The following is a 22,342-nucleotide window of genomic DNA, read 5'->3' on the forward strand; positions in this document are numbered from 1 at the left end:
CCCGCCCCTGCGGCTACGGGACGTCGACGTAGACCTCCGTCGACTTCACGCGGGCGGTGACGCTCACCCCGACCGCGATCCCCAACTCCTCCACCGACTCCCGGGTCACGACCGACACGATGCGGTGGGGGCCCGACTGGATCTCCACCTGGGCCGCCACCTCGTCGACCCGTACCGCCGTGACGATCCCGGCGAAGGCGTTGCGCACGGAGGTGGCGGCGGCCGTCTCCGGTACGGGATGGAGGCCCTGGGCCCGTTCCTTGGCGAAGGCCGCCAAGACGGCCCCGTCCACGGCGCGGTTGCCGTCCTTGCCGCGCAGCGCGGGAAGCCGCCCCGCGTCGGTCCAGCGACGGACGGTCTCGGGGCTCACGCAGAGCAGGTTCGCGGCCTGCCCGATGGAGTACGTCGGCACGGGCGCAGCTTAACCGCGCGACGCGCCGCACGGCATCGAGCCCGGTGGGCGCCGCCGGTTCCGCCTCCGCGGTGGCCGGCCGCGCCACTGCGGAGCGGTCATACCGCTCCGCTGCGTACGGGCGGGTGAGAGGCGGCCGCGACATGCGGCCGACGCTTCCCAGGGCCGCTCCCGGCTGCTTCGGTACGGGCGTCCCCTCGGCGCGCCCGCCCTCCGGTCGTGCCCGTCCCCCCTGATCGGAGTGCTCCTCCATGCGCCTGCTGACGCGCGTCACGATCGCCGCCCTGCTCGCCCTCGCCCCGCTGTCGGCGGGGGCCACGGCCTCCTGGGCGGCGCCGGAACCGACCCCGGCCCCGCTGTTCACCGCGACCGACGCGGTTCCGGGGACCTACATCGTGATCCTGGACGCGGGAACGGATCCGGCGAAGCTGGCCGCGAGCCTGGGGCTGGAGCCGGCGTTCCTCTACACCTCCGCCGTCAACGGGTTCGCCGTCCCGCTCACCCCGGGCCAGTTGGCCACCGTACGGGCGAGCCCGGGTGTGAAGTCCGTCGAGGAGGACGCCAGGGTCGCGGCCCCGCCGCAGCCGGCCACCCCGCCTGGCAGCCGCGCGCCCGCCGCCTCCTGGGGGCTGGACCGGATCGACCAGCGGGCCTGGGACGCGGGCAACGGGGTCGGCGACGGGCAGTTCACCACCGCGGGCCACGGCGCCGGGGTGACCGCCTACATCCTGGACACCGGCATCGAGTACGCCCACGAGGAGTTCGGGGGCCGGGCCGTCTTCGGCTTCGACGCGGTGGGCGACGGCCGTGAGGGCGGGGACTGCAACGGGCACGGCACGCACGTCGCCGGCACCGTGGGGGGCCGGACGTACGGGGTCGCGAACGAGGCGGCCCTGGTCAGCGTGCGCGTCCTCGACTGCGAGGGCCGGGGTACGTACTCGGCCCTGATCGCCGGCTTCGACTGGGTGGCGAGCAACGCCCGTCAGCCCGCCGTCCTGAACGGCTCCCTGGGCGGGGACCGTTCCGCCGCGCTGAACGAGGCGGCGAACGCCCTCGCCGACGCCGGGGTCCTGCCCGTGGTCGCGGCGGGCAACGAGGCGCAGGACGCCTGCCGGGTCTCCCCGGCCTCCGCCGCCCGCGTCGTCACGGTGGCGGCGTCGGACCGCTGGGACGAGCAGGCCGCGTTCTCCAACTGGGGCCCGTGCGTGAGCCTGTACGCCCCCGGCCAGGAGATCCCCTCGGCCAGGCTCGGCGGCGGGATCGTCACCCTGGACGGCACTTCGATGGCCGCCCCGCACGTCACGGGCGTGGCCGCCCTCTACAAGGAGGCCCACCCGGGCGCCCGCCCTGCCGAGATCGACACCTGGCTGCGGCAGGAAGCCACCCGTGACGTCCTGTCCCGCGTCGGCCGCGGCACGCCGAACAGGCTCCTGTTCACCGGCGGCCTGTGAGCCCGACCCGCTCGGCCGGTGGTCAGCGGTCGGCGGCCTTGGCCTGCGCGGCGGCGACGTAGCGGACGGTGAAGACCATCGGCACGACGAACCCGGCGACCTGGACGAGCGTGGCGACCGTCGAATGGCCCTCGCCGGCGTGGGCGAGGGCCGCGAGCGCGCCGGCGGTGACGGCGAAGGCGGCGGTCCACACGGAGGTGATGACGACGTTGGCCCGCACGAACGGCTTGAGGCCCCACACCTCGCGGGGCGTGGTGCGCTTGGCGATGCCGAGGGTGAACGGCTTGCGCACCAGCAGCGAGACCCCGGCGATCAGGGCCAGGGTGGCCGAGGAGAGGGCCGCCGAGTAGTCGTGCACGGCCGAGTGCGGATCGGCGAAGGCGATGACGGCCAAGCCCGCGAAGAAGACGGCCGAACCGATCTCCATGATCAGCGCGTCCGCGCCGACCCCGGCCCGGCGCTGCTGGACGGTGACCCCCACCGCCACGACGAGGGCGACGAGCGCGGCCCACTGCCACTGGGCCGAGGGGAACACCGCGAAGACGATCCACGGAAGGAAGGTGCGCACGTACGACATCGAAGACCCCCGGGCCTGCTCAATATTCCTGTTCTGACATGTCGAAAGTAGAACGTCCACTAGTGACATGTCAATGCTGGAAGGTAAAGTGCTGGCCATGAGCCTTCGACACGCCCTCCTCGGACTCCTGTCAGAGCGCCCCGCCAGCGGGTACGACCTGCTGAAGCGCTTCGAGACCTCGCTCGCCAACGTCTGGCCCGCCACCCAGAGCCAGATGTACTCGGAGCTGTCCAAGCTCTCCGAGGCCGGACTGATCGACGTCTCGGCGCAGGGCCCGCGCGGCCGCAAGGAGTACACCCTCACCGAAGAGGGCCTGGCCGAACTGCGCCACTGGCTCACCGAGACCAAGCCGCAGCGCAACACGCGCAGCGACATCCTGCTCCGGGTCTTCTTCCTCGGCGTCCTCACCCCGGAGCAGGCACGGGGCTACCTCGCCGAGCTGACGGACCTCTCGACGCGGGAGTACGAGGCCCTGCGCGCGCTGGACGCCTCGATCGCCTGGGACGACGACCCCCTTTCGACCCACGGCAGGATCGCCCTCGAATACGGCCTCCGCTTCAACGCGATGCGCCGCGACTGGGCCCAGTGGGCGGCGGCCCAGATCCACTGAGACCGCCGGGGGCGCCGGGGTCGGCCCGCAGCAGCTCCCGGACCCGGGTCGCCGTCCACACCCCGGCCGCGCCCGGGCACGCCGCGAGGTACTCGGCGATGTCCCCTTCCTCCCACGGCCCGGACTCCAGGAGGCCGCCGGCCAGGTGGCGCAGGTACGCGGCGGACGGGGGCCGGACCTCGATGTCCTCCAGGGTCCACGGCGCGGTGAACGTCAGCACCGGGATGCCCTCGATCGCGCCGGGGCAGATCAGCGTCTCGTACCGGCCCGGACCCGACTCGTCCCGGCCCTCGCGCAGGGCCGTCGTCAGGTCCAGGTCCGCCCCCGGCTCCCGGTACATCTCCTGCGCGGCGATGTCGGAGACCTGGGCCGCCGTCAGCAGGTGCGCCCGCCCCCGCGTCCGGCCCGCGGCCGTGGGGTCGTAGAAGCCCCGGCCGCCCGCCCACACCGAAGACTCCGTGGCGAAGTACAGGCAGCCCTCCAGCTCGACCGGGATCGACCGCTCGGGTGCCCGCGCGTCCCGGCACCCCGGGTAGCTCCGCGCCGCACCGGGCGGGGTCCCGCCGGCGATGTAGGCGGCCAGGCGGTCCAGGTGCATGTTGGACCCGTAGGAGGCGTACCAGACCCGCTCCGGGGCGGTGACGGACCGCGCGAGGGGGACGGCGGTGTGGACGACCATGATCGGGCTCCTCCGGTCGGGGCACGGCTCGGGCGAAACCGATCCCGACGGCATCGACGCCATCCACGGCATCGACGGCGTCCACGCATGTTCCGGCATCGGCCGCCGCGCCGACCACCTCCTCCGCGGCGCGGCCGGAGATCGTGGCGCTCAGTGCGCCGACCGCACTCCCGCACCTGGGCCAGGTGCTCCATCACGTCCTCAGTCGCGGCTCGGCTGGATCATCTTCCGGCCGGCGGTGCTTCCGCCGTCCACCGAGACCGAAGCGCCCGTCATGTAGGGGAAGTCGTCGGACGCGAGCCCCAGCACGGCGCGCGCGATCTCCTCGGCCTCGGCCATCCGCTCCAGGCCGTCGATGTTGAGCGGGCCGAACGCCTTCTTGTACGCCACCCAGGCCTCGTCCGGGATGCCGGGCGGGCGGACGAAGGGGGTGTCGGTGGTGCCGGGCAGCAGGGCGTTGACCCTGATGCCCCGTGGTCCGTAGGCGAGCGCGGCGGCCTTCACGATGCCCTGCACCGCCCGCTTGCTCGCGGTGTACGCCGCGCCGGTCGGCCGGGCCTGTTCGGCAGCCGAGGAGGAGGTGCAGACGATGACACCGTGCCCGGCCTTGAGCATGTGGGGGATCTCGTACTTGACGGCGAGGAAGACGCCCCGGGCGTTGGTGGCCTGGACGTCGTCCCACTCCTCGACGCTCAGCTCGTGCGGCAGCCTGCCGCTGCCGATCCCCGCGTTGTTGAAGGCCACGTCGATGCCGCCGTACCGGCTCGCGACCCGGTCCGCGAAGTTCCGCATCTGGTCGGCCACCCGCACATCGGCCTCGATGTACGTGGCTTCGCCGCCCGCGTTCCGGATCTCGCGTTCCACCTGACGCCCCAGCTCGGTCCGCCTGCCACAGAATCCGACGTGGGCACCGGCCGCCGCGAAGGCATGGGCGGTGGCCCTGCCGATACCCGAGGTACCGCCCGTGATGAGCACCGACTTCCCCTGGAACCGCCCGTCCTTGGCGTGCGACCCGGCCTGAGCCGCGCTCGCCGTGGGTGCGCCCGCGCCGAGCGCCGAGCCCGCCACCCCGAGGGCGGCCACGCCCCCGAGCAGGGACCGCCGCCCCATCGAACCGGCCTTCCCGTTCACGTTCCCGTTCGTGTTCGTATCCATGACGATCACACTCGCGGTCCGGCACGGGTGTCCGGCTCCGCCCGCGGGCCGGTCATCGCGGCCGGTGGGAGGAGGCGTCCTCCTCCCACGGCAGGACCCGGAGCACACCGGTACCCGCCTATCGTGAAGCGCGTGAATCGATCAAGGATTGAGCTCGTGTTCGATCAAAGGTTCGCCGCCTTAAGGGTGTTGGTCCTCGTCGGCGTTCTCGTCGGCGATCTCCTGCTGGTGCACCGGCCCTCGGGGGCCCGGGACTGGGGCCTCGCCGCGGCCGGGCTTGCTCTGTGTGCGGTCGCGGTCCGGTGGGCGTTCGGCGCGCTGCTCACGCTGTCCGGCCTTCTCGTCGCCGCGCACGCGCTCGGCTCGGACATCGTCCCCGCGTTGAAGGTGCTGGCCGCCGTCACCCTCTTCGAGCTGGCCGTACGGGAGTACGGCCGCCGCCCGGTGGCCGGGGCGACCGTACTGGCGCTCGCGGTCGCCGTGAACCGCCTCGCCGATCTGCCCGGCGAACTCCTCTCGGTGTCGTACAAGATGGGCATCGTGGCCGGCCTGCCGCTGCTCATGGGCGCGTACGTACGGGTCACCCGCGACGCCGCCCGCACCGCACGCGCGCACGCGGATCAGGAGGAGGCCCGAGCCGGTCAGCGGCTGCTGGCGGCCCGGGCCGTGGAACGCACCGCCATAGCGCGCGAGTTGCACGATCTGGTGGCCCACCACGTCTCGTCGATGGTGCTGCGCGTCGGTATCGCCCGGCACGTCATCCCCGCCACCGTCGACGCGCGGGTCACCGAGGTCTTCGACGACCTGCACTCCAGCGGCAGCGAGGCCCTGGCCGATCTGCGCCGCCTGGTGGCCGTACTGCGTGACCCGGACAGCGTCGCCGGAGCCGGGACGGCCTCCGCCCTGGTCACGCCCGGGGCGCTGCCGGCCGCGCTGGAGTCGGTGCTGGAGGGCAGCCGCCGCACGGGTCTGGCCGTCACCGCGACCGTGGATCCGGCCCTCGCGCGCCTCGACGCGGTACGCGGCCTCGCCGTGCTCCGCCTGGCCCAGGAGGGCCTGGCGAACGCGGCCAAGCACGCCGGCCCCGGCACACGGGCCGAGTTGACCGTACGGGTGGCCGACGACGACGCCGTGCACCTGACGCTCCAGGACGACGGTGCGGGTCGTCCCGGACCGTCGGCCCCCGGCCCGTTGGGGCACGGGCTGATCGGCATGCGCGAACGCGTGGACCTGTTCGGCGGCCGCCTGGACGCGGGCCCGACGCCCCGGGGCTGGCGGCTCACGGCCGCGCTCCCCGCCCCGCCCGCCTCCGCACGAGTCCCGGAGCGCACACCGTGATCCACATCCTCGTGGCCGACGACCAGCAGCTTGTCCGCATGGGCCTGCGCATGCTCTTCGAACAGGCCCCGGACATCGACATCGTGGGCGAGGCGGAGAACGGCGCAGAGGCGGTTCGGCTGGCCGAGCGACTCCATCCGGATGTCGTCCTCATGGACTTGCGGATGCCCGTCATGGACGGCATCACCGCCACGCGCCGCGTCCTGGCCGCCCGCCCCGCCACCCGCGTCGTCGCGCTCACCACCTTCGACGACGACGATCACCTCTACCCGGCGCTCGCAGCCGGAGCCTGCGGCTTCCTGGTCAAGGACACCCCACCGGCCGAGTTGATCGCCGCCGTACGCCGGGCCGCGGACGGCGAGGCCCCGTTCAGCCGGGACGCTCTCGACCGGCTCGTCGGCCGCGCCGTCGACGCCCGCGAGGGGGCGTCTCCCGGCGCCCGCGCCGATGTCCCGGTGGCGCCCGCCATCACCCCGCGCGAGCGGGAGGTACTCGGCCTGGTCGGCAGCGGTCTGTCCAACAAGGAGATCGCCGACCGCCTGCACCTGGGGGTCACCACGGTCAAGACGCATGTGGCGAACCTGATGGCGAAGACGGGCCGGGACAACCGCATCCGCCTCGCCGTCCTCGCCGTCGCCACCGGCATCACAGCGGACCAAGGGCCGTCGACCACGCCCTGATGTCCGGAGGCAACCACGGAACCCGGAAGGCCCCGGCCGGTGTCCCGGTCGGGGCCGGCCTGATGAACGAAGAAGAGCCCCGCAGCAAGCTGCGGGGCTCTTCGACGTATTGCCCGGTGAGAGCAATGGCGGAGGATACGAGATTCGAACTCGTGAGGGGTTGCCCCCAACACGCTTTCCAAGCGTGCGCCCTAGGCCACTAGGCGAATCCTCCGGGGCAAACAATACAAGACGCCGGGGGGTGCTCGCGAACACGATCCGATCTTGGTTCCGATCGGAGGGCCGACGAGCAGTCGGCGGGGGGACGCGGTGCGAGTCGGCGAGCAGTCCGTGGTCCCACCGGGTCGATTCCGGGGCCGCGGATCCGCTAGGGTGGGGCCAGCCCCTCACGTGGCGCTATCTCACCCAATTCCCCCAGGGCCGGAAGGCAGCAAGGGTAAGTGGGCTCTGGTGGGTGCGTGGGGGGCGCTTTGCGTTCCGGGGCGGGTCCGGGGGCGTCGCCGGGCCGCTGTTGTCGGCGGGCCCGGATAACCTCGTAGACGTGTCGTCCCTTGCGCTGTACCGCCGCTACCGCCCCGAGTCGTTCGCCGAGGTCATCGGGCAGGAGCATGTCACTGCCCCGCTGATGCAGGCCCTGCGCAACAACCGGGTCAATCACGCGTACCTGTTCAGCGGGCCGCGGGGATGTGGAAAGACGACCAGCGCCCGCATCCTGGCGCGCTGTCTGAACTGTGAGCAGGGCCCCACGCCCGAGCCCTGCGGCGTGTGCCAGTCCTGCCAGGACCTCGCCAGGAACGGCCCGGGCTCGATCGACGTCATCGAGATCGACGCCGCCTCCCACGGTGGCGTGGACGACGCTCGTGACCTGCGCGAGAAGGCCTTCTTCGGGCCCGCCTCCAGCCGGTACAAGATCTACATCATCGACGAGGCCCACATGGTCACCTCGGCGGGCTTCAACGCCCTGCTGAAGGTGGTCGAGGAGCCGCCGGAGCACCTCAAGTTCATCTTCGCGACGACGGAGCCCGAGAAGGTCATCGGGACCATCCGCTCCCGTACGCACCACTACCCCTTCCGCCTCGTGCCCCCCGGCACCCTGCGCGACTACCTCGGCGAGGTCTGCGGTCGCGAGGACGCCACGGTCGAGGACGGCGTGCTGCCGCTCGTCGTGCGGGCCGGCGCCGGGTCCGTCCGCGACTCCATGTCCGTCATGGACCAGCTGCTCGCCGGCGCCGCCGCCGACGGTGTGACGTACGCCATGGCGACCTCCCTGCTCGGCTACACCGAGGCCTCCCTGCTCGACTCCGTCATCGACGCCTTCGCCTCCGGGGACGGGGCCGCCGCCTTCGAGGTCGTCGACCGGGTGGTGGAGGGCGGCAACGACCCGCGCCGCTTCGTCGCCGACCTGCTGGAGCGGCTGCGCGACCTGGTGATCCTGGCCGCCGTGCCCGACGCCGGCGAGAAGGGGCTCATCGACGCCCCCTCCGATGTCGTCGAGCGCATGCAGGCCCAGGCCGCCGTCTTCGGCGCCGCCGAGCTGTCGCGCGCCGCCGACCTGGTCAACACCGGACTCACCGAGATGCGCGGGGCGACCTCGCCCCGGCTCCAGCTGGAGCTGATCTGCGCCCGGGTGCTGCTCCCGGCCGCCTTCGACGACGAACGCTCCTTCCAGGCCCGGCTCGACCGGCTGGAGCGCAGCGGTCCGCCCCCGGGGGCCTACGTCGCCGCGCCCGCCGCGCCTCCCGCCCTGGGGTACGTGCCCGCGCCCGAGGCGCACGGGATGGCTCCGGCCGGTCCCGGGGGCGGAGTCGCCGCCGCCCGGGCCGCCGCCGCCCCGCAGCCGCCGGCGACCCCCGCCCCGCAGCCGTCCGCGGCCCCCGTCGCCCAGGCTCCCGCTCCGGTGGCCGCCCCGGCACCGGCCGCCGCCCCCGTGGCGCCGCCGTCCGCGCCGCCGGCCGCCGCGCCCGGGGCGTGGCCCGGAGCCGCGCAGCCCGGCAGCGGCGCCCCCGGCGCCTGGCCGGGAGCCGCCGCACCCGCCGCACCCGCAGCCGCCGCCCCGGCGCAGCCCGCCGCCGGGGCCTGGCCCAGCGCCGCCGCGCCCGGCAGCGGGGCCCAGGCTCCGGCCCAGGCCCCCGTACAGCCCGCCGCGGCGCCGGGAGCCTCCGCCGCCCCGGCCGCCGTCGGCCCCTCCGCCGGGATGGCCGCCGGAGCCGGGCAGGTCCAGGCGATGTGGCCGTCCGTTCTGGAGGCCGTCAAGAACCGCCGCCGCTTCACCTGGATCCTGCTCAGTCAGAACGCCCAGGTCGTCGGCTTCGACGGGACGATCCTGCAGCTCGGCTTCCCCAACCCCGGAGCCCGCGACAACTTCGCGAGCAGCGGCAGCGAGGACGTCCTCAAGGCGGTGCTGTCCGAGCAGTTCCAGGTCAACTGGAGGATCGAGGCGGTGGTGGGCGGAGGCGGCCCGGCCCCCGTCCAGTCGTCCTCGTACGCCGCCCCGCCCGCGCAGGCCTACAACCCGCCGGCCCAGCAGGCGCAGCAGCCCCAGCAGGCGCAGGGGTCCGCTCCGCAGCAGCAGTACCAGCCGCCGCAGCAGCAGCCGTCCGCCTCGCAGGCCCCGGAGCGGCAGGCGCCCCCGCCGGTCGCCCCCGAGGACGACTTCGCGGAGGACGACGACCCCGACCTCGTCGACAGCGCCCTGACCGGACACGACCTGATCGTGCGCGAGCTCGGAGCCACCGTTGTGGAGGAATACACGAACGAGTAGGGGCCCGTACTTGGGTGGCCGCACGAAACGCGCCACCGGGTCCGGGCTACCCTGGGCGGCGTGAAGGTCCTCGTCATCGGCGGCGGCGCCCGCGAACACGCCCTGTGCCGCTCTCTGTCCCTCGACCCCGACGTCTCCGCGCTCTACTGCGCTCCCGGCAACGCCGGTATCGCCGAGGTGGCGGAGCTGCGTCCGGTCGACCCCCTCGACGGTGACGCGGTCGCCGCGCTCGCCACGGAACTCGGCGCCGGCCTGGTCGTCGTCGGCCCCGAGGCGCCCCTGGTCGCCGGAGTGGCCGACGCCGTGCGCGCCGTCGGGATCCCCGTCTTCGGCCCGTCCGCCGAGGCCGCCCGACTGGAGGGCTCCAAGGCCTTCGCCAAGGACGTGATGGCCGCGGCCGGGGTCCCGACCGCGCGCAGCTACGTCTGCGTCGACGCCGACGAGGTCGACGCGGCCCTCGACGCCTTCGGCGCCCCCTACGTGGTCAAGGACGACGGCCTCGCCGCCGGCAAGGGCGTCGTGGTCACCGAGGACCGTGCCGCGGCCCGCGCCCACGCCCTGGCCTGCCAGAGGGTCGTCATCGAGGAGTACCTCGACGGCCCCGAGGTCTCCCTCTTCGCCATCACCGACGGCGTCACCGTGCTCCCGCTCCAGCCCGCCCAGGACTTCAAGCGGGCCCTCGACGGCGACGCGGGCCCCAACACGGGCGGCATGGGCGCCTACTCCCCGCTGCCCTGGGCCGACCCCAAGCTGGTCGACGAGGTCATGGACCTGGTCCTCCAGCCCACCGTCGACGAGCTCCGCCACCGCGGCACCCCCTTCTCCGGGCTGCTCTACGCGGGCCTGGCGATCACCGGCCGCGGCACCCGGGTGATCGAGTTCAACGCCCGCTTCGGCGACCCCGAGACCCAGGTCGTCCTGGCCCGGCTGCGCACCCCGCTCGCGGGCGTCCTGTTGGGCGCCGCCAACGGCACCCTGCACACCCGGCCGCCGCTCACCTGGCACGACGACGCGGCCGTCACCGTCGTCATCGCCTCCCACAACTACCCCGACACCCCGCGCACCGGGGACCCCATCGAGGGCCTCGCCGAGGTGGCCGCCGAGGACGAGCCCGACGCGTACGTGCTGCACGCCGGTACCCGGCGCGAGGGCGACGCGGTGGTCAGCGCGGGCGGGCGGGTGCTGTCGGTGACGGCGACCGGTTCCGATCTGGCGCAGGCCCGCGAGAGGGCGTATAAGGCCGTCGCGCGGATCAGGCTCGACGGTTCCCAGCACCGCACCGACATCGCCGAGAAGGCGGCCGAAGGCCGCTGACCAGCAGGGCGGTGAAGCGGCGGGCCCGGAGCGCGAAACACGCGCACCGGGCCCGCGCGCGTGTCCGCGTACGACTGCATCCGGCCGCGTTCGAACGCACCCACCTTTGCCCAAAGCCATTCCATCGGGTGATGGTCGCCCGGACTGCCTGACGTCCGCCTCCACCCCAACTAGGGTGCGGCGCAAGCATTCCGGCACATGGCCCACCGGCATTGCGATGTCGGTGGCGGGTGTCACAGTGGGGGAGTGAGCTACGCCGCCGCAGGGCAGAGGGGGTGAGGTCCGGCCGTGTCCGGAACCGGTTCGATCGCTGAAGTGAGTGCGCCCTCCGCGCGTTCACGGGCCTTGGCCGTGCTGCGGGTCCGCAGCAGGGCGCTGGCCGTCGTGCTGCTGCCCACCGCCGTGGCGGTGGTGCTCGTGGCCGCCCGGATGACGGGTCGGCTGGTCGGGGATCCCTGGCCCGCCGTGACCCTGGTCGTCTGCGCCGTCGCCGCGCTCGTCCTGCTCGTGGGCGGGATCTTCGGCGCCGTCGTGCTCCGGGCGAGCCCGGCCGTGACGCCCACGGTGGCGCTGCCCGAGGCCGCCGCCCCCGACCTCTACCGCCTCGTGCGTGACCTGGCGGACCGGATGGACGTGCCCGCGCCCTCCGCGATAGCCCTGACCCCGGACTGCGACAGCTGGCTGGAGGACCGCACCCACCCCGCCCACCGTCGGGCACGTTCCGGGATGGCGCCGGGGCCGGAGTCCCTCCCGGGAGCGGCGCCGGTGCTGGTCATCGGCTCGCCCTTCATGTGGTGGATGCGGGTCGCCGAGCTACGGGCCGTCCTCGCGCCCGTCGTCGCCGGCACGGGCCCCTCCGCCCACCCCGACATAGCGGACGCGCGCGGCTTCGTACGGGGCCTCGACGCGGCCGTGGACATCGGCGACCGACCCGGCCTCGGCTGGATCGGCGCCCCCGCCCGGCTGCTGCTGCGCCTGTGTCAGACCGACGCCGCCGAGATGGAGCGCGGGGTCGCCGCCGCCGCCTCGGACCGCGCCCACGGCGTGGACTACGCGCTGCGCATCCTCGCCCAGGAGCAGGTCGGCCTGGCGTACGCGGGCTGGGACCGGCTGCTGACCCGGGTCGCGCTGCCCGCCTGGCGGATGGGCCGCTGGCCCGCGCACCTCGACGCCGGGGTGGTCTCCGCCCTGACCGAGCTGTCCCGCCGGGACCGCCTCGCCGACGGGTTCACCTCCCGGCTCGGCGAGCGCCCCGCCTGCGACCTCCTGGAGCAGCCCGGGCTGATGGACGAGGCCGCCTCCCTGTTGGCCGCCCGGCTGTTCCACGGCGGCCCGGCCGAGGCCGGCCCCGACTGGTCGCCGGTGGACTGGGCGGCGTACCCGGAGGAGGTCGTGGACCGCAAGTGGCGGACCGAGGCCGCCCGGCTTCACGCCGCCCTGGACGCCCTGACCGACGCCGCGACGAACGCGACCGAGCCGACCGCCCAGGCCGCCACCACCCCGCCCAAGGCCACCGCTCCGCCCAAGGCCACCAGGCCGCCCACGGCCACCGCTCCCCCCACGGCCACCGCCCCCACCGCCCCCGCGCCCGCCGACGCCTTCGGCGGGCCCACCCTGGAGCGGGTCCTCGGCTACCTCGCCGACCCGGCCGGCGAAGGCGCGGCCGCGGACACCCTCGCCGGGCGGCTCAGCGGGGACCTGGCCCGCGAGGAGCGCTCCGGCGCCACCGGCGCGGCCACCGCCGGAGCCGGCACCGGCGCCGCGAAGGCCCGGGGCGCGGACACCCTGCCGTTGTTCCCCCTCCAGCCCCCGCGCAGCGGCCGGGACCTGCTGGCCGACCACGTAACGGCGCTGGTCTGCTGCGCGGCCCTGGACTCGGCCGGGGCGGGCCCCGGCCTGGACTGGCTCGACGGCCCGGTCCTGCTCGTCGGCGGCGAGCGCCGGGCCGACCTCGCACCGCGCGTGCTCTGCCTCGTCGAGGACGGGGACCCGGAGCCCCTGCGGGACTGGCTCGCGGAGATCGGCGTCCGCCCGGAGAAGCCCGTCCGCCTGGTCTGACCGGCGCCCCGGCGCCGACGGTCCACCCACCGCACCGAAGCGGTACTTCCGCTTCCAGGTTCCGGTCTCGTCAATTCGCGACGAACGGTGACGGACCGCGTGCGTTATGTGATGTGCTGGGGACCGGTGGCGCGGAGGTGTCCGAAACCCGCCGTGCGACCCGGTGGAAAGACCGCGGAAGAGCAGAAGAGTGGACAGAGAAGCGTTCGGGGGAGCGAGGGAGGGGAGCGGTATGGGTGCGGACCAGATCCGGCGGTGGGAGTCAGGTGCGCTCGCGCACGCGGTGACCGACCCCTTCGGCCAGGGACCACTGCCGTGGTTCCGGGGCAGCGAGCTGTACTTCGGCGACACGGGCCAGGTCGTCCCCTGGTACGTGGACCCCTCCCTCGCCCCCGGCCAGCTCCCCCGCACCCGCAGCTCCGGCGGGGGCCCGCTCACCGCCGACGACGTCCACCGCCAGATCAAGGGGTTCGCCTCCACGGGATCCGTCACCCCCGGCGAGGCGATCGACTTCCACGTCACCGTCGACCCGCCCCAACAGTTCTCGGTGGACGTCTACCGGATCGGCCACTACGGCGGCGACGGCGCCTCCAAGATCACCACCAGCCCCCGGCTGTCCGGCATCGTCCAGCCCGCCCCGCTCACCGCCGACCGCACGGTCTCCTGCCACCACTGGTGGATGTCCTGGCGGCTCCAGGTGCCGAGCTACTGGAGCGTCGGCGCGTACGTGGCCGTCCTCACCACCCTCGACGGCTACCGCTCCCACATCCCCTTCACGGTGCGCGACGACCACCCCGCCGACCTGCTGCTCCTGCTCCCGGACATCACCTGGCAGGCCTACAACCTCTACCCCGAGGACGGCCACACCGGCGCCAGCCTCTACCACGCGTGGGACGAGGACGGCCGCCTCCTCGGCGAGGCCGACGCCGCCACCACCGTCTCCTTCGACCGCCCCTACGCGGGCGCGGGCCTCCCCCTGCACGTGGGCCACGCCTACGACTTCATCCGCTGGGCCGAGCGCTACGGCTACGACCTCGCCTACGCCGACACCCGCGACCTGCACGCCGGGCGGATCGACCCGACCCGCTACCGGGGCCTGGTCTTCCCCGGCCACGACGAGTACTGGTCGGCCCCCATGCGCCGCACCGCCGAGGCCGCCCGCGCCCACGGCACCTCGCTGGTGTTCCTGTCCGCCAACACCATGTACTGGCAGGTCGAGCTGGGCCCCTCCGCCTCCGGGGTCCCCGACCGGCTCCTCACCTGCCGCAAGCGCCGGGGCCCCGGCCGCTCGGCCCTGTGGCGCGAGGTCGACCGCCCCGAACAGCAGCTCCTCGGCATCCAGTACGCCGGGCGGGTCCCCGAACCCGCGCCCCTGATCGTGCGCAACTCCACGCACTGGCTCTGGGACTCCACCGGCGCCTCCGAGAACGACGAGCTCGACGGTCTCGTCGCGGGCGAGGCCGACCGCTACTTCCCGCGCACCCAGCTCCCCGAGCACCAGGACCGGATCCTCCTCGCGCACTCCCCGTACCTGGACAGCGAGGGCGCCAAGCGCCACCAGGAGACCAGCCTGTACCGGGCGCCGAGCGGGGCGCTGGTCTTCGCCTCCGGCACCTTCGCCTGGTCCCCGGCGCTCGACCGCCCCGGCCACGTGGACGAGCGGGTCCAGCGGGCCACGGCCAATCTCCTCGACCGGATCTGCAAACACGACTGAGACCCCGTGAAGCGGGCAGGGGGCCCCGTACGGGAGAATGGGCGGGCGCTCGTACAGAACCACAGGGAGACCCCGTGTCCGGATTCGTCGAAAAGCCCGAGCCGGTGCAGGTGCCCGGCCTCGTCCACGTCCACACCGGCAAGGTCCGCGACCTGTACCGGGATGAGGACGGCCGGCTGGTCATGGTCGCCAGTGACCGCATGTCCGCCTTCGACTGGGTCCTGCCCACCGAGATCCCGGACAAGGGGCGGGTGCTGACCCAGCTCTCCCTGTGGTGGTTCGACCAGCTCGCCGACCTGGTCCCGAACCACGTCGTCTCCACCGACCTGCCCGCCGGGGCCCCCGCCGACTGGGCCGGGCGCACCCTGATCTGCCAGAACCTCGACATGGTCCCCGTCGAGTGCGTGGCCCGCGGCTACCTCACCGGCTCCGGCCTCGCGGAGTACCGCCAGACCCGTACCGTCTGCGGACTCGCCCTCCCCGAGGGCCTGGTCGACGGCTCCGAGCTGCCCGCCCCGATCTTCACCCCGGCCGCCAAGGCCGCGGTCGGCGAGCACGACGAGAACGTCTCCTACGAGGAGGTCGTGCGCACCACCGACGCCGAGACGGCGGCGGTGCTGCGCCGGACCACCCTCGACGTGTACGCGCGCGCCCGGGACATCGCCCGCGAGCGCGGGATCATCCTCGCGGACACCAAGTTCGAGTTCGGCTTCGACGAGGCCGGCAAGCTGGTCGCCGCCGACGAGGTCCTCACCCCGGACTCCTCGCGCTTCTGGCCCGCCGACCTCTGGGAGCCCGGCCACGCCCAGCCGTCCTACGACAAGCAGTACGTCCGCGACTGGCTGTCCTCCCCGGCGTCCGGTTGGGACCCCAAGGGCGAACTCCCGCCGCCCGCGCTGCCCCAGGACGTGGTCGACCAGACCCGCGCCAAGTACGTCGAGGCCTACGAGCGCCTCACCGGCCTGCCCTGGAACTGAGGCACCCCCGCCCGGGGCCCACGGCCCCGGGCGGCGCCCGTCCCGAAGGGGACCGGGCCGCGAACACGAAGAAGGCCCCGATCGGATCACCGATCGGGGCCTTCTCCAACTGAGCGGACAACGCGACTCGAACGCGCGACATCCACCTTGGCAAGGTGGTGCTCTACCAACTGAGCTATGTCCGCCTGTGCGCCGTAGCGCGGGACCAACTATACCCAACCTCGGGACCGCGCGAGACGCACCGCGGTGTGACGGTTCTCGGCGCCCAGTTTCGTCGCCGCCGAGGACAGGTAGTTGCGCACGGTCCCCTGGGACAGCGAGGCCCGCTCCGCGATCTCCGCGATCGGCGCCCCGTCCGCCGCGAGTTCCAACACCTCCGCCTCCCGGGCCGTCAGCGGCGAGTCCCCGGCGCTGATCGCGTCGGCCGCCAACTCCGGGTCCACGTACCGCCCTCCGGCGTGCACGGTCCGGATCAGCTCGGCCAGCCGCTGCGCCGACACCGTCTTGGGCGCGAAGGCCCGTACGCCGGCGGCCAGGGCCCGCTTGAGGTGTCCCGGGCGGCCGTGACTGGTCACGATCATGGTTCTGCACTCGGGAAGTTCGGCCCGCAGCGATGTGGCCACGCTCACACCGTCCGCCCCCGGCATCTGCAGGTCCAGCACCGCCACGTCCGGCCGGTGCGCCCGTGCCATCGCCAGGGCCTCCGGCCCCGAGGCGGCCTCGGCGACCACCACCAGGTCGTCCTCCAGCCCCAGCAGCGCCGCCAGCGCGCCCCGGATCAGGTGCTCGTCGTCGGCCAGCAGTACTCGTACGGGAGTCACGCCCCCACCTCCACCTGTCGCGTTCGCTGTCCCGGCACCTCGGCCCGCAGCCGGAACCGGCCGCCCTCGGCCGGACCGGCCAGCAGGGTCCCCTCCACCGCGGCGAGCCGCTCGCGCAGCCCGGCGAGCCCGGAGCCGGGCGGCCCGGTCGGGGCCTCCGGGGCCCCGTCGTTCTCCACCAGCAGGGTCACCGCGCCCGAGACCCCGTCCAGGCTCAACCGGATCAGGCAGCTGCGCGCGTCCCCGTGCCGCAGGACGTTCGTGGTGGCCTCCCGGACCACCCAACCCAGCGCCGACTGCACCTCGGACGGCAACGGACCGCCCGCGCCCGCCGCGACCTCGACCCGGCACTCCATCCCGGCGGCGGCCAGCACCCCGCGGGCACCCTCCAGCTCCACCGCGAGGTCGGCCTCCCGGTAGCCGCGCACCACGTCGCGTACCTCGCGCTGGGACTCCCGCGCGATCCGCTGCACCTCGATCATCTGGTCCACCGCCTCGGGGCGCCCCCGGCGGGCCAACTGCACGGCCAGCTCGCTCTTGAGGGCGATCACTGCGAGGTTGCGCCCCATCACGTCGTGCAGGTCCCGCCCGAAGCGCAGCCGCTCCTCGGCGACGGCCAGCCGGGCCTGGAGCTCGCGGGCGCGGTCGAGTTCGTGGACGGTATTGAGCAGCCAGCCGGAGAAGCCGTAGGCGATCCCCATGAACCCGCTCGACAGCAGCACCCCGACGGCGTACCCGAGGACCTCGGAGGCGGGCAGCCCGAAAGCGAACACCGCCGCGCCCAGGCTCACCGCCGTGGCCGGCGGGACGTACCGCATGTGCCGGACCTTCCGCAGGGACAGCACCACCGAGCCGCTGCCGAAGCAGGACACCCCGGACACGAGCACCAGGGCGGTCGGGCTCTCGATCCGTCCGGCCCTCACCAGGGAGAGGGCCACCAGCCAGAAGGCGACCGTCGTGACCACCACCGCCACCACGAGCCGTACGGGCCGCTCCCGGCCGCCGGTGATCCAGTCGAGGGCCCGGGAGGTCAGGAAGCCGATCAGCACGGCGTGCGCGCACACCAGCAGGAAGAGCCCGCCCGAGGCCCCGGTGGGGCCGCGATCGCCCGAGGAGGCCAGCGCGGGCAGCCCGAAGCCGAGGATCTCCAGCAGCACGAAGGAGTGGAAGGACCAGCGCGTGTACAGCTCGACCTTCGCCGCGCTGCCGCGGTGCTTCCACCACCCGGTCAGTTTCGACACCCTTGCGATCCCCCGACTTCCTCGTCCCCACATGGCGGTTCCCGACGGAACCCCCGCCGGCCGGCACACACCAGGACCATCATCCGGGCCGGACCGGGCCGTCGCCGTGTCGGTCGTCGATGGTGTCGGCCACGGCGTCGGCCACGGCTCCAGCCTCGCGGCGGTCCGACCGGGTCGACAGTGCGCCCCGTCACGGCGCGCGATGACATTTGTCATCGGGAGGTGAGGCGCACCACATGCGGTCGAGTGCCCGGCGGACGGGACGGTAATGAGTGGGAACGAAGAAAGCCCCGATCGGATCACCGATCGGGGCTTTTCTCTCTGAGCGGACGACGCGACTCGAACGCGCGACATCCACCTTGGCAAGGTGGTGCTCTACCAACTGAGCTACGTCCGCATGCTTCCACGACACAGGTGTCGTGAGCTGCGAGCATCACTCTACCTGATCCACAACCGTGGTCGGTAAAGCGTGCAGAGCGGGTGACAGGGATTGCACACTGCGCCTCCCCCCTGGAAGGGGGGTGTTCTGCTACTGAACTACACCCGCACGACTTCGGGTCCGTGGCTTTTCGGCCTGGCCCCTCGGCGTGATCCACACACTAGTCGATCCGAGGGGGTGCATGGCAAATCAGCTCTCAGTGGGCTTCGTTGTAGGCCTCGTAGACCCGCTTGGGGATCCGGCCGCGCGGCGGCACGTCGTGCTGGTTGGCCCGCGCCCAGGCGCGGACGACCGCCGGATCGGGTGCGACCGAGGTGAGCTTGAACGCCTTCCCCGAGCGGGACTGCCGGCGCCCCGCGGCCACGAAGGGGGCCAGGCCCTTCCGCAGTTTCTTTGCGTTGGCCACATTGAGGTCGATCTCGTAGGTCTTACCGTCCAGAGCGAACACGACCGTTTCCGCCGCTTCTCCGCCATCGATGTCGTCGGAGAGCGTGACTACTACGCGCTGCGCCACGGATATCGGTCCCTTCGTGCGCCCTCGCCGCCTGCTGACGTGCGGTGATGTCGCCTGTGTGGATGTTTCGGTGGAATGCATCAAACCGTAGGAATCACGGCTGATTCCTTTGTACCGTGATTCTCATTGAATTGCGAAGCCCAGTTAATTCTCCCCGCGTGTCCCGCCGCAATGGCGGGGGCGTGGTTTTCCGATGGATTTTGCGAAGCGTTGGTGAAGCCGAAACCGCGTGCCGGTCGCGCCCGGGCCATATCTACCCGCGTAGAAATTTCGGCCGGGTACGCTGGCGGAACCGCCTTCGCACCAACCACCTCATCGGGAGTGCCAGTGGCACGCGTCGTAGTCGACGTCATGCTCAAGCCGGAGATCCTCGACCCCCAGGGCCAGGCGGTGCAGCGTGCACTGCCGCGCCTGGGCTTCGACGGGATCGCCGACGTCCGCCAGGGGAAGCGTTTCGAACTGGAGGTGGAGGGACCGGTCGACCAGGCCGCCCTCGACCGCATCCACAAGATGGCCGAAACGTTCCTCGCCAACACCGTCATCGAAGACTTCACCGTGAAGGTCGAGGCCTGACGGTGACCACTCGCATCGGAGTCGTCACGTTCCCCGGAACGCTCGACGACCGTGACTCGCTGCGCGCCATCCGCCTCGCGGGGGCCGAGCCGGTCTCGCTCTGGCACCGCGACAAGGACCTTCACCAGGTCGACGCGGTCGTCCTCGCGGGCGGCTTCTCCTACGGGGACTACCTGCGCGCCGGGGCCATCTCCCGCTTCTCGCCGGTGATGGAGACCATCATCGAGCAGGCCAAGGCCGGCATGCCCGTCCTCGGCATCTGCAACGGCTTCCAGGTCCTCACCGAGGCCCACCTGCTGCCGGGGGCGATGCTCCGCAACAACCACCTCCACTTCATCTGCCGCGACCAGAAGCTGCGGGTGGAGAACACGGAGACCGCCTGGACCGGTGACTACACCACCGGCGAGGAGATCTCCGTCCCGCTCAAGAACATGGACGGCCGCTACACCGCCGACGAGCACACGCTCGACGAACTGGAGGCCGAAGGCCGAGTGGCCTTCCGGTACCTCGACGGGAACCCGAACGGCTCGCTGCGCGACATCGCCGGCATCACCAACGCCGCGGGCAACGTCGTCGGCCTGATGCCGCACCCCGAGCACGCGGTCGAGCCGCTGATCGGGACGGGCCGCACCGACGGCCTCCCGTTCTTCACGTCGGTCCTGAAGAAGCTGGTCTCCGCATGAGCCTCGACACCGTCAAGAACGCCACCGAGACCCCGGACGCGGCGCAGCCCTGGAAGGAACTCGGCCTCAAGGAGGACGAGTACGCCCGGATCCGGGAGATCCTCGATCGCCGTCCCACCGGCGCCGAGCTGGCCATGTACTCCGTCATGTGGTCCGAGCACTGCTCGTACAAGAGCAGCAAGATCCACCTGAAGCAGTTCAGCGAGAAGAAGCCCGCGAGCGACGCCATGCTCGTCGGCATCGGCGAGAACGCCGGCGTCGTCGACGTCGGCCAGGGCTACGCGGTCACCTTCAAGGTCGAGTCGCACAACCACCCGTCGTACATCGAGCCCTACCAGGGCGCGGCCACCGGCATCGGCGGCATCGTCCGCGACATCCTCGCCATGGGCGCCCGCCCGGTCGCCGTCGTGGACCCGCTGCGCTTCGGCGCGGCCGACCACCCCGACACCAAGCGCGTCCTGCCGGGCGTGGTCGCGGGCATCGGCGGCTACGGCAACTGCCTGGGCCTGCCCAACATCGGCGGCGAGGTCGTCTTCGACGCCTGCTACCAGGGCAACCCGCTCGTCAACGCCGGCTGCATCGGCGTCATGAAGCACGAGGACATCCACCTCGCCCAGGCCTCCGGCCCCGGCAACAAGGTCATCCTCTACGGCGCCCGCACCGGCGGCGACGGCATCGGCGGCGTCTCGGTCCTCGCGTCCGAGACCTTCGACGACACGAAGCCGACCAAGCGCCCGGCGGTCCAGGTCGGCGACCCCTTCCAGGAGAAGCTCCTCATCGAGTGCACCCTGGAGATCTTCAAGGAGAAGCTGGTCGCCGGCATCCAGGACCTCGGCGGCGCCGGGCTCTCCTGCGCCACCAGCGAGCTGGCCTCGGCCGGTTCCGGCGGCATGCGCGTCGAGCTGGACACCGTCCCGCTGCGCGACGCGACGCTCTCGCCCGAGGAGATCCTCATGAGCGAGTCGCAGGAGCGCATGTGCGCGATCGTCGAGCCGCAGCACGTCGAGCGCTTCATGGAGATCTGCGAGAAGTGGGACGTCATCGCCACCGTCATCGGTGAGGTGACCGAAGGCGAGCAGCTGGAGATCTACTGGCACGGCGAGCTCATCGTGGACGTGCCCCCGGGCACCGTCGCCCACGAGGGCCCCACCTACCACCGCCCCTACGCGCGCCCCTCCTGGCAGGACGCGCTCCAGGCGGACGACGCGGGCCTGCTGCCGCGCCCGCAGACCTCCGAGGAGCTGCGCGCGCAGGTCCTCGCGCTGGTCTCGTCGCCGAACCAGGCGTCGAAGGCGTGGGTCACCGACCAGTACGACCGCTTCGTCCAGGGCAACACGGTGCTCTCGCAGCCCGAGGACGCGGGCATGATCCGCATCGACGAGGAGACCAACCTCGGCGTGGCCATGGCCACCGACGGCAACGGCCGCTTCGCCAAGCTCGACCCGTACACGGGCGCGCAGCTGGCTCTGGCCGAGGCGTACCGCAACGTCGCCGCGACCGGTGCCAAGCCCCTCGCCATCTCCGACTGCCTGAACTTCGGCTCGCCGGAGGACCCGGACGTCATGTGGCAGTTCGTCGAGGCCACCCGCGGTCTCGCCGACGGCTGCCTGGAGCTGGGCACCCCGGTCACCGGCGGCAACGTCTCGCTCTACAACCAGACGGGCGAGGTCGCGATCCACCCGACCCCGGTCGTGGCGGTCCTCGGCGTCATCGACGACGTCAACCGCCGTACGCCGATGGCCTTCAAGGAGGCCGGTCAGCTGCTGTACCTGCTCGGCGACACGGCCGAGGAGTTCGGCGGCTCGGCCTGGTCCCAGGTGGTCCACGACCACCTCGGCGGCATGCCGCCCAAGGTGGACCTCGGCCGGGAGAAGCTGCTGGGCGAGATCCTGATCTCCGCCTCCCGCGACGGCATGGTCGACGCGGCGCACGACCTGTCCGACGGCGGCGTGATCCAGGCGCTCACCGAGTCCTGCCTGCGCGGCGGCAACGGTGCGCGCGTGGTGGTCCCGGAGGGTCTGGACGCCTTCACGTTCCTGTTCTCCGAGTCCGCGGGCCGGGCCATCGTGGCCGTCCCGCGCAGCGAGGAGCTGCGGTTCACCGACATGTGCGGTGCGCGGGGCCTGCCGGCCGCCCGCATCGGCGTGGTGGACGGCGAGGAGATCGAGGTCCAGGGCGAGTTCACGCTCCCGCTGGCCGAACTCCGCGAGGCCCACGAGGCGACGATCCCGGCCCTGCTGGCCTGATCCCCGCCCGTTCGCGAGCCCCCGGCCGGATCCCTCCGGCCGGGGGCCCGCGCGTTCACGGGTCCGACGTCCGCGACCCGGGCGGTCGGCCGCGCGAGG

Annotated in this window: 19 protein-coding genes, 4 tRNA genes and 1 other RNA gene; 13 read left to right on the plus strand and 11 right to left on the minus strand. The window is 73.0% G+C overall.

Features of this window, described 5'->3' with window-relative positions; genetic code table 11:
• Positions 1-13: 13 nt before the first annotated feature.
• Positions 14-412 (minus strand): TOBE domain-containing protein, encoded by a 399-nt coding sequence (locus ACIOD1_RS19225; protein ID WP_365622159.1) that lies wholly within the window; start codon positions 410-412, stop codon positions 14-16.
• A gap of 251 nt (positions 413-663) precedes the next feature.
• On the opposite strand from ACIOD1_RS19225, the gene ACIOD1_RS19230 reads away from it, so the two are divergent.
• Positions 664-1,863 (plus strand): S8 family peptidase, encoded by a 1,200-nt coding sequence (locus tag ACIOD1_RS19230; RefSeq protein ID WP_365622162.1) that lies wholly within the window; start codon positions 664-666, stop codon positions 1,861-1,863.
• A 22-nt stretch (positions 1,864-1,885) separates the two neighbouring features.
• Here the strand turns inward: ACIOD1_RS19230 and ACIOD1_RS19235 are convergent, their stop codons facing one another.
• Entirely contained in the window at positions 1,886-2,440 is a 555-nt protein-coding gene (locus tag ACIOD1_RS19235; RefSeq protein WP_401903504.1) for a hypothetical protein, read from the minus strand.
• 97 nt (positions 2,441-2,537) lie between these two features.
• Between ACIOD1_RS19235 and ACIOD1_RS19240 the strand changes: the two genes are divergently transcribed.
• Positions 2,538-3,050, plus strand: coding sequence for a PadR family transcriptional regulator (locus ACIOD1_RS19240; protein ID WP_365622168.1), 513 nt, complete (start codon positions 2,538-2,540; stop codon positions 3,048-3,050).
• Here the strand turns inward: ACIOD1_RS19240 and ACIOD1_RS19245 are convergent.
• Both ACIOD1_RS19245 and ACIOD1_RS19250 read right to left on the minus strand, forming a co-directional pair.
• The gene (locus tag ACIOD1_RS19245; protein ID WP_365622171.1) at positions 2,998-3,729 is read right to left on the minus strand and encodes a histone deacetylase; all 732 of its coding nucleotides are present in this window, start codon (positions 3,727-3,729) and stop codon (positions 2,998-3,000) included. The genes ACIOD1_RS19240 and ACIOD1_RS19245 overlap by 53 nt on opposite strands.
• Before the next feature lie 201 nt (positions 3,730-3,930).
• Positions 3,931-4,884: an SDR family NAD(P)-dependent oxidoreductase gene (locus tag ACIOD1_RS19250; protein WP_401903507.1), complete on the minus strand. Its 954-nt coding sequence runs from the start codon at positions 4,882-4,884 to the stop codon at positions 3,931-3,933.
• Between the two features lie 156 nt (positions 4,885-5,040).
• Between ACIOD1_RS19250 and ACIOD1_RS19255 the strand changes: the two genes are divergently transcribed.
• Positions 5,041-6,222, plus strand: coding sequence for a histidine kinase (locus ACIOD1_RS19255; RefSeq protein ID WP_365622177.1), 1,182 nt, complete (start codon positions 5,041-5,043; stop codon positions 6,220-6,222).
• The gene (locus tag ACIOD1_RS19260; protein WP_365622180.1) at positions 6,219-6,902 is read left to right on the plus strand and encodes a response regulator transcription factor; all 684 of its coding nucleotides are present in this window, start codon (positions 6,219-6,221) and stop codon (positions 6,900-6,902) included. The genes ACIOD1_RS19255 and ACIOD1_RS19260 overlap by 4 nt, the downstream gene beginning before the upstream one ends.
• 126 nt (positions 6,903-7,028) lie before the next feature.
• Here the strand turns inward: ACIOD1_RS19260 and ACIOD1_RS19265 are convergent.
• A tRNA-Ser gene (locus tag ACIOD1_RS19265) sits at positions 7,029-7,116 on the minus strand.
• Between the two features lie 163 nt (positions 7,117-7,279).
• On the opposite strand from ACIOD1_RS19265, the gene ffs reads away from it, so the two are divergent.
• The 6 genes from ffs to ACIOD1_RS19295 all read left to right on the plus strand — a co-directional run bounded on the left by ffs (position 7,280) and on the right by ACIOD1_RS19295 (position 15,726).
• An RNA gene (ffs, locus tag ACIOD1_RS19270) (signal recognition particle sRNA small type) lies at positions 7,280-7,378 on the plus strand.
• Positions 7,379-7,443: 65 nt separating this feature from the next.
• Complete coding sequence (locus ACIOD1_RS19275; protein WP_401903510.1) at positions 7,444-9,663, plus strand: DNA polymerase III subunit gamma and tau; 2,220 nt, start codon at positions 7,444-7,446, stop codon at positions 9,661-9,663.
• Between the two features lie 60 nt (positions 9,664-9,723).
• The gene (purD, locus tag ACIOD1_RS19280; RefSeq protein ID WP_365622186.1) at positions 9,724-10,977 is read left to right on the plus strand and encodes a phosphoribosylamine--glycine ligase; all 1,254 of its coding nucleotides are present in this window, start codon (positions 9,724-9,726) and stop codon (positions 10,975-10,977) included.
• A 288-nt stretch (positions 10,978-11,265) separates the two neighbouring features.
• Positions 11,266-13,035: a hypothetical protein gene (locus ACIOD1_RS19285; protein ID WP_365622189.1), complete on the plus strand. Its 1,770-nt coding sequence runs from the start codon at positions 11,266-11,268 to the stop codon at positions 13,033-13,035.
• Between the two features lie 232 nt (positions 13,036-13,267).
• Positions 13,268-14,749, plus strand: coding sequence for a N,N-dimethylformamidase beta subunit family domain-containing protein (locus ACIOD1_RS19290; RefSeq protein ID WP_365622192.1), 1,482 nt, complete (start codon positions 13,268-13,270; stop codon positions 14,747-14,749).
• Between the two features lie 74 nt (positions 14,750-14,823).
• Positions 14,824-15,726, plus strand: coding sequence for a phosphoribosylaminoimidazolesuccinocarboxamide synthase (locus ACIOD1_RS19295; RefSeq protein ID WP_365622195.1), 903 nt, complete (start codon positions 14,824-14,826; stop codon positions 15,724-15,726).
• 112 nt (positions 15,727-15,838) lie between these two features.
• Here ACIOD1_RS19295 and ACIOD1_RS19300 read toward each other — a convergent pair.
• The 6 genes from ACIOD1_RS19300 to ACIOD1_RS19325 form a co-directional block, all read right to left on the minus strand.
• Positions 15,839-15,911, minus strand: a tRNA-Gly gene (locus tag ACIOD1_RS19300).
• Positions 15,912-15,935: 24 nt separating this feature from the next.
• Positions 15,936-16,547, minus strand: coding sequence for a response regulator transcription factor (locus tag ACIOD1_RS19305; protein ID WP_365622198.1), 612 nt, complete (start codon positions 16,545-16,547; stop codon positions 15,936-15,938).
• Positions 16,544-17,788 carry a sensor histidine kinase gene (locus ACIOD1_RS19310; RefSeq protein WP_401903513.1) on the minus strand — a complete coding sequence of 415 codons (1,245 nt, stop codon included), beginning with the start codon at positions 17,786-17,788 and terminating at the stop codon, positions 16,544-16,546. The genes ACIOD1_RS19305 and ACIOD1_RS19310 overlap by 4 nt, the downstream gene beginning before the upstream one ends.
• A 324-nt stretch (positions 17,789-18,112) precedes the next feature.
• Positions 18,113-18,185: transfer RNA gene (locus tag ACIOD1_RS19315), tRNA-Gly, on the minus strand.
• Positions 18,186-18,263: 78 nt separating this feature from the next.
• Positions 18,264-18,335 (minus strand) — tRNA-Gly (locus tag ACIOD1_RS19320).
• A gap of 88 nt (positions 18,336-18,423) precedes the next feature.
• Complete coding sequence (locus tag ACIOD1_RS19325) at positions 18,424-18,741, minus strand: Lsr2 family protein (protein ID WP_365622204.1); 318 nt, start codon at positions 18,739-18,741, stop codon at positions 18,424-18,426.
• Between the two features lie 327 nt (positions 18,742-19,068).
• Here ACIOD1_RS19325 and purS point away from each other — a divergent pair, with 327 nt between their 5' ends.
• The 3 genes from purS to purL are packed head-to-tail and all read left to right on the plus strand — an operon-like array spanning position 19,069 to position 22,243.
• Entirely contained in the window at positions 19,069-19,314 is a 246-nt protein-coding gene (gene purS / locus ACIOD1_RS19330; protein WP_042801325.1) for a phosphoribosylformylglycinamidine synthase subunit PurS, read from the plus strand.
• Positions 19,315-19,316: 2 nt separating this feature from the next.
• On the plus strand, positions 19,317-19,997 hold the full coding sequence (gene purQ, locus ACIOD1_RS19335) for a phosphoribosylformylglycinamidine synthase subunit PurQ (RefSeq protein WP_365622207.1): 681 nt from the start codon (positions 19,317-19,319) through the stop codon (positions 19,995-19,997).
• Positions 19,994-22,243 carry a phosphoribosylformylglycinamidine synthase subunit PurL gene (purL, locus tag ACIOD1_RS19340; RefSeq protein WP_401903516.1) on the plus strand — a complete coding sequence of 750 codons (2,250 nt, stop codon included), beginning with the start codon at positions 19,994-19,996 and terminating at the stop codon, positions 22,241-22,243. The genes purQ and purL overlap by 4 nt, the downstream gene beginning before the upstream one ends.
• The last annotated feature ends 99 nt before the right edge of the window (positions 22,244-22,342 follow it).

It is taken from the genome of Streptomyces sp. NPDC088097 (genome assembly GCF_044741845.1).
Taxonomy (GTDB): domain Bacteria; phylum Actinomycetota; class Actinomycetes; order Streptomycetales; family Streptomycetaceae; genus Streptomyces.